The sequence below is a fragment of the Nocardia sp. NPDC059195 genome (assembly GCF_042754695.1).
Lineage (GTDB): Bacteria > Actinomycetota > Actinomycetes > Mycobacteriales > Mycobacteriaceae > Nocardia.
Map to the genome: position 1 here is coordinate 275,613 of NZ_JBHZBG010000006.1, position 6,817 is coordinate 282,429.

A 6,817-nucleotide genomic window follows, 5' to 3' on the forward strand; every position below is an offset into this window, starting at 1 on the left:
AATCAGCTCGCGGCGATCATGGCGACCGCCGTGAGCGCGAGCACCATTCCTATCTTCTGGGTGGCGCTGATGCGTTCGCCGAGCAGGACCATCGCCAGCAGCACGGTCGCCGCCGGATACAGCGAGCCGATCACGCTCACTACCGACAGCATCGCGCCGTGGAAGGCGTAGAGCAGCGCGGCGTTGGCGATCACGTCGAGCACGCCGACCGCCAATGCCAGGCGCAGCGGTTCGCCGTGCAGGCCACGGAATTCACCCGCTGCCAGCGCCGAGGTCCACACGACCGCTGTCGCCGCGACGCGCTGGGCTAGCAGTGGCCACAAACCCGCGCTCGCGTGGGTTTCGTGCAGGAAGTAGAACGCGAAACCGAAGGCGGCACCGGACCCGATAGTGAGCAGCGCGACCCGGCGGGTGAAGCGCAGTTGCCTGCCGCCGGTGATCTCCTCGGTGGTTTCGTCGGGTGCCTCCCGGCTGACGAGCACCACCGCGACCAGGGCGACGGCGATGCCCGCGACCGCGACCGCACCGGGTCGTTCGCCGAGAAAGAATCCGGCGATGACCGGGATACCTGCCACCAGCACCGCGGTCAGCGGCGACACCACCGACATGGGTCCGTCGGCGAGCGCGGCATAGAACCACCACACCGCCAAGCCGCTGGCCACGCCCGCGGCCAGGCCCCACAGTATCGACGCGGTGTCGGCGTGCCCGCCGACCAGCGGCGCGATCAGCAAGACCAACAGCACCGAGAACGGGTACGACACCACGACCACCCGCAAGGCGGTCACCCTGCGTGCCGCGATCCCGCCGAAGAAATCGCTGACTCCGTAGCCCGCCGCCGCGACGAGGGCGAGCGCTACGGAGAGCACTAACGCATGCCCTTGACCCGCCGACCGACCTCACGGGTGACCTCGCGCTCGGCCTGCTTGCGAGCCAGATCCTGACGTTTGTCGTAGTCCTGCTTGCCCTTGGCGAGCGCGAGCTCCACCTTCACCTTGCCGTCGGAGAAGTACATCGACAGCGGCACCAGCGTCTGGTTGCCCTCGCGCGATTTGCCGACCAGGTGCTCGATCTCGCGCTTGTGCAACAGCAGCTTGCGGGTGCGGCGCGGCGAATGGTTGGTCCAGGTGCCGTGGCTGAACTCCGGGATGTGCAGGCCACGCAACCAGACCTCACCGTGGTCGACGGTCGCGAAGGCGTCGACGAGCGAGGCCTTGCCCTCACGCAAGCTCTTCACCTCGGTGCCGACCAGCGCGATCCCCGCCTCGTAGACGTCGAGGATCGTGTAGTTGTGCCGGGCCTTGCGGTTGGTCGCGATGACCTTCCGGCCTTTCTCCTTCATAACGGTCAACTGTAAGTGACGGCGCCAGCGGTTTATTCCATGGCCGACTCAGACCCTGGCGGCAGCTCTGGCCAGGGCGCGGTCGCGCTGCTCTTCGAAACGGGCCGCCTTGACCTCGAGGTCGAGCAGGTAGGTGTGCAGCTCGTCGCGGGCGATTTCGCCCTCGGGGCCGAAATCGGTGCGCTCGAAGATTCGCCAGGTGCGCAGGGTGGGGCGCAGCACGACGTCGAGGTGCTGGCGCAGGTCGTAGACGCCGTGCTTGGCGAGCAGCACCGCGTTGCGGCGGAAGTTGGGCTGGTTGAGGCCGGGCATCTGGAAGCGCAGGATCACGTCGGTGATGGCCCGCATGGTCGCGTCGGGGGTGAGATCAAGGGCCGCGGCACAGAGCTTGCGATAGAAGACCATGTGCAGGTTCTCGTCGGCGGCGATGCGAGCCAGCATGCGGTCGGCGACTGCGTCGTTGCACAGGGCGCCGGTGTTGCGGTGGCTGATTCTGGTCGCGAGTTCCTGCAAGGTGACGTAGGCGACGCCTTTGAGGAACTGCGAACCCTTCTCGGGCTTGGCGATGCCCGCGGTCATGTGCGCCATCCTGGCCTCTTCGAGGGCGACCGGGTCGACGGCGCGGGTGACGACGAGATAGTCGCGCAGGACGATGCCGTGCCGGTTCTCCTCGGCGGTCCACCGGCCGACCCAGGTGCCCCAGGCGTTGTCGAAGCCGAAGGTGTCGGCGAGTTCGCGATGGTAGGAGGGCAGGTTGTCCTCGGTGAGCAGGTTGGTGATCATCGCCGCCTTGGCGACCTCGCTCAGCCGGGACTGTTCGGGGTCCCAGTCGTCGCCGCCCATGGCCGCGAAGTTGCGGCCCTCATCCCACGGCACGTAGTCGTGGGGGTGCCACATCTTGGCCTTGGCGAGGTGATCGTTGAGGTTGGCTTCGGCCGTCGGCTCGAGCTCGGCGAGGATGTCGCTGTCGGACAGGTGGAGCGTCATGGGTCGACGTTACGAGGCGAAGGGTGGGTTCTCGGGGTTATTGCCGAGATTTCCGCGACTACTCATCACAACTGTCGACGTGCGGCGATGATCGGTCACAGCGACGCCGAACGGACGACCGCGCATCGCGTTTCGCGGCAGCTCACGCACGGGCGGGTACGCATCATCGGGCCGAGGACGCGGGGCCGAACCGGCCGATGTGCAGTGGCGCCGAATCCCACTGGGCGCGGTCGGGAGTGAGGTCGCCGACGACGAGTACACCCGCGTCGACGAAAGCGCCTCTGGCTCGGGCGATGTGGTCCTCGGAGGTGACGAGAACGACCGAGCGCAGCCCCTTGTCGGCGAGCATCGCCGCGGTATTGCGGGCATTGGCGACTGTCGAGTCGGCCTCGGATTCGCGGATGATCCTGCTCTGGTCGATGCCGGCGGCTACCAGCCAGTCGGCCATGGCGTCGGCTTCGGACAGGCCGGCCCGCGGGTTGCCGCCGGTAACGATGATCGGTGACCACGGCGCGAAAACGGCTTGGGCCAGGCCCGCGCGCAGTCGCCGGACCAGTTCCTCGCGCATCGTGCCCTCCGGTGTCAGGCCGTAGCCGAGAACCACCACTGCGGTGTCGGGGCCGTAGATGCCGGGCAGCGCGGGAGTGCCGAGCGCCCGCGCGAAGTCGAGACCGGGTGGGGCCGAGGCGTCGGCACCGGCGGGTATCGGCACGCAGGCCAATCCGGTGACCGCTAACGCCGCGCACACCACGCGCTTGCGCCAAGTCCATCGCACCATTGCCGTCGCCTCCTCGAGCTCGGGCCGATCTGGTGTGATCGGTCCCGCTCGGCAACGGTGCGCGACGGGGACACCAGCCGGTGCCCCTTTGACCTGCGGTTACGACAACTCACATGCGCAGGTCGGCCGACGCTGGTGCGGGGCATCGCAAAATTTCCGGAATGGGATGCCGAGTCAACGAGGACTCGGCGAGCGCACAGCTGACACCCGTGGCGATCAGCGGAGTACGACCGTCAGTGACGCAGCACAGGATCCGGCAGCGGTGCATGCGACATTGCCGAACCGCGGACGATCGGTCGGCGGGGGCGCGGACGTCAGCCCGGGCTCAGTACGAGGTAGAGAACCAGGGCGGTGGCGAAGATGGCGATCAGCGCGATGGTGGACCACCGTGGCCTACCGCGGTGGATCGCGCCGTGGTGCACGCCGAGCAGGGTGGGCGCGACGACCGGGTCGATGTGGCGGTGCGGCATCGGGGGTGTCGGGGAATCGCCTCCCGCACTCGGGCTGCTGCCCGACGTATCGCTGTCGGAGCCTTCACCATTCGCCATGACTCGACAGTAACTCGGGGTCGTCGGATTCGGTGTGGGTTCCTTTCCGCCGCGCGTGTACGCCCTTATGGGCGCATCGCCGGCGGCGGAAGTGCGCCTATTCCTCGCCCAGTGTGGTCAGCACCCCCTCGCCGTAGCGGGCCAGTTTGTTCTCGCCGACCCCGGCGACGGTGCCGAGTGCGGCGAGGTCGGCGGGCTTACGCGCGGCGATCTCGCGCAAGGTGGCGTCGTGGAAGACCACGTAGGCGGGCACACCCTGTTCCTTGGCGGTAGCGGCACGCCAGGCCCGCAGCCGCTCGAACAGTCCGACGTCGGCGGCGGGCAGGTCGACGGTCGCCTTGGCCGATTTCGAAGTGCGCGCGGGGCGGGCGGCGCGTTCGGGCTCGCGCCGCATCGGTACCTTCCTGCCCTCGAACAGCACCTCGTTGCTCTCGTCGGTCAGCGCGATGACACCGTATTCGCCTTGCACCGCGAGCAGACCGCCCGCGAGCAACTGCCGGACCACACCGCGCCATTCGGTATCGCGCAGATCGGTGCCGATGCCGAATACCGAGAGCTCGTTGTGCCGATGCTGGGTGATCTTCTGGTTGGTCTTGCCGAGCAGGATGTCGACGAGATGGCCCGCGCCGAAGGATTGTCCGCGTTCCCGTTTGAGCCGCAGCACCGTGGACAGCAGCTTCTGCGCGGGCACCGTGCCGTCCCAGGTTTCGGGCGGGTTCAGGCACACATCGCAATTGCCGCAGGCACCACCGGTCTGGCCGAAATAGTTGAGCAGCCGCGCGCGCCGGCAGCCGACTGTTTCGCACAGGGCGAGCATGGCGTCGAGGTGCAGTTGCAGCTGCCTGCGATGCGCGGCCTCACCCTCGCTGGAATCGATCATCTTGCGTTGCTGCACAACATCATTGAGGCCATAGACCATCCAGGCCGTAGACGGCAGGCCGTCGCGGCCCGCGCGCCCGGTCTCCTGGTAGTAGCCCTCCACCGATTTGGGCAGGTCGAGGTGGGCGACGAAACGCACGTCGGGCTTGTCGATACCCATGCCGAAGGCGATGGTGGCGACCACGATCAGGCCGTCCTCGCGCAGAAATCTGGACTGGTTCTCGGCGCGGGTCCGGAAATCCAGGCCGGCGTGATAGGGCACCGCGCGGATGCCGTTCTCGTTGAGCATGGCCGCGGTCTTCTCCACCGAATTGCGCGAGAGGCAGTAGACGATGCCCGCGTCGCCGGGGTGCTCGGCGCGGATGAAGTCGAGCAGCTGACGGTCGGCGCGGTTCTTCGATTCGATCCGGTACTGGATATTGGGCCGGTCGAAACTGGAGATGAACTGCTTCGCGGCGCCGAGATCCAGACGTTCGACGATCTCGGCGGCGGTCTTCTCGGTGGCGGTCGCGGTGAGCGCGATGCGCGGGACATCGGGCCAGCGCTCGTGCACCAGCGACAGCGCGAGGTAGTCGGGCCGGAAGTCGTGGCCCCATTGCGACACACAGTGCGCCTCGTCGATGGCGAACAGGGCGATCTTGCCGCGGTCGAGTAGCCGCAGGGTGGCTTCCAGTCGCAGGCGTTCCGGCGCCAGATAGAGCAGGTCCAGATCGCCGGACACGAACTGCGCCTCCACGGTCCGCCGCTGATCCGGTGACTGGGTGGAGTTGAGGAACCCGGCCCGCACACCGAGGGCACTGAGCGCGTCGACCTGGTCCTGCATGAGCGCGATCAGCGGTGAGACGACAACGCCGACGCCATCGCGGACCAGCGAGGGGACCTGGTAGCAGAGAGATTTTCCGCCACCGGTCGGCATCAGCACCAGCGCGTCGCCACCGCCGACGACCTGTCCGACGATGGCCGCCTGGTCGCCACGGAAGCTGTCGTAGCCGAAGACGCGGCGTAATACTTCGTCGGCGGTCTCGGCGCGGTCGGGAGCCGCGACCCGGCCCGGGGTGGCCGGGGCGAGATCGTCGAAGTGGAAGCCGCCGGTGTCGGCGAAATCGTGCTCGGAGACGTACCCGCCGTCGGACGGGTACGCGTCGTCGGGTGGGAAGTCTTCGGGCGGGAAGTCGTCGACATCGGGGGCTGTGGCGCCGGAATTGCTCACCGGGCCATCCTACGAGCGAGCGTGGGGCCCGCCGCCCGTCGACCGGAGCCGATGGCGGCGGATGCGGAAGTTGCTCACATGTGGATAACTCGAATTATCCGCGCAAACAAGCCAGGACCTCGTCTTGGAGCAGGCCGTTGGAAGCCACGGCGTCGCCGCAGTGCGGGCCGGAGCGTCCGTCCAGGGAGGTGAACGCGCCGCCCGCCTCGCGGACCAGGATGTCGAGGGCGGCCAGGTCCCACAGCGAGACCTCCGGCTCGGCGGCAATGTCCACCGCACCCTCCGCGACCAGGCAATAGTTGAAGAAGTCGCCGTAACCGCGGACCCGCCAGACCGCATCGGTGAGGTCGATGAACTTCTCGCGCAGGCCGCGTTCGTGCCAGCCGGACAGGCTGGAGAAGGCCAAGCTCGCGGCGTCGAGGTCGGCGACCGCCGACACCGAGATCGGCTTGGGCGCCCCGGGGTGGACCTGCACCCACGCGCCCGAACCGGCGGCGGCCCACCAGCGCCTGCCCAGCGCGGGCGCGCTCACCACGCCGACCACCGGAACACCGTCTTCCAGCAGGGAGATCAGGCTGGCCCATACCGGCACGCCGCGGACGAAGTTCTTGGTGCCGTCGATCGGGTCGACCACCCACTGTCTGCCGGTGAACTCGGCGTCACCACCGAACTCCTCCCCCAGCACGGCGTCGCCGGGGCGCTCCTCGGCGAGCACGCGGCGGATCATCTGTTCCACCGCGAGATCGGCATCCGAGACCGGGGTGAGGTCCGGTTTCGAATCGACTTTGAGGTCGACGGCGCCGAAGCGCTCCTGTGAGATGGCGTCGGCCTCGTCGGCCAGTCGCAGGGCAAGGTCCAGGTCAGCGGAGTAGGCAGCCACGTTGGGGAGTGTATTTGGGGGGTCGGTGCGGTCGGGTTCGCGGGGCTGTCGTAAGTGCCCTGGGGTTTGGTGGTCCCAGGACGGTGTACGAGCTGTGTTTGTTGGCGCGCTGGCGCGCGCGTGTCCGCGGCCCTGAGGGGCCGCCGATCAGGGCTCGAGACTAACGCCTTCGGCGTAGCGCTTTCGAGCCCTGATC

Annotated in this window: 7 protein-coding genes; all 7 read right to left on the reverse strand. The window is 68.0% G+C overall.

The genetic code is table 11. From position 1 onward, the window contains the following. Positions 1–2: 2 nt before the first annotated feature. Positions 3–866: an EamA family transporter gene (locus tag ACFXKN_RS11630; protein WP_378953071.1), complete on the reverse strand. Its 864-nt coding sequence runs from the start codon at positions 864–866 to the stop codon at positions 3–5. Then, on the reverse strand, positions 866–1,339 hold the full coding sequence (gene smpB / locus ACFXKN_RS11635; protein ID WP_378953069.1) for an SsrA-binding protein SmpB: 474 nt from the start codon (positions 1,337–1,339) through the stop codon (positions 866–868). Before smpB ends, ACFXKN_RS11630 begins: the two co-directional genes overlap by 1 nt. Before the next feature lie 48 nt (positions 1,340–1,387). Next, complete coding sequence (locus ACFXKN_RS11640) at positions 1,388–2,326, reverse strand: acyl-ACP desaturase (RefSeq protein WP_378953067.1); 939 nt, start codon at positions 2,324–2,326, stop codon at positions 1,388–1,390. Positions 2,327–2,489: 163 nt separating this feature from the next. Next, complete coding sequence (locus ACFXKN_RS11645; protein ID WP_379432931.1) at positions 2,490–3,104, reverse strand: YdcF family protein; 615 nt, start codon at positions 3,102–3,104, stop codon at positions 2,490–2,492. Between the two features lie 314 nt (positions 3,105–3,418). Next, the gene (locus ACFXKN_RS11650) at positions 3,419–3,652 is read right to left on the reverse strand and encodes a hypothetical protein (RefSeq protein ID WP_378920817.1); all 234 of its coding nucleotides are present in this window, start codon (positions 3,650–3,652) and stop codon (positions 3,419–3,421) included. A 97-nt stretch (positions 3,653–3,749) separates the two neighbouring features. Next, positions 3,750–5,741, reverse strand: a complete 1,992-nt coding sequence (recQ, locus tag ACFXKN_RS11655; protein WP_379432932.1) for a DNA helicase RecQ — start codon at positions 5,739–5,741, stop codon at positions 3,750–3,752. Between the two features lie 94 nt (positions 5,742–5,835). Further along, positions 5,836–6,621: a histidinol-phosphatase gene (hisN, locus tag ACFXKN_RS11660; RefSeq protein WP_378953061.1), complete on the reverse strand. Its 786-nt coding sequence runs from the start codon at positions 6,619–6,621 to the stop codon at positions 5,836–5,838. Positions 6,622–6,817: the final 196 nt, after the last annotated feature.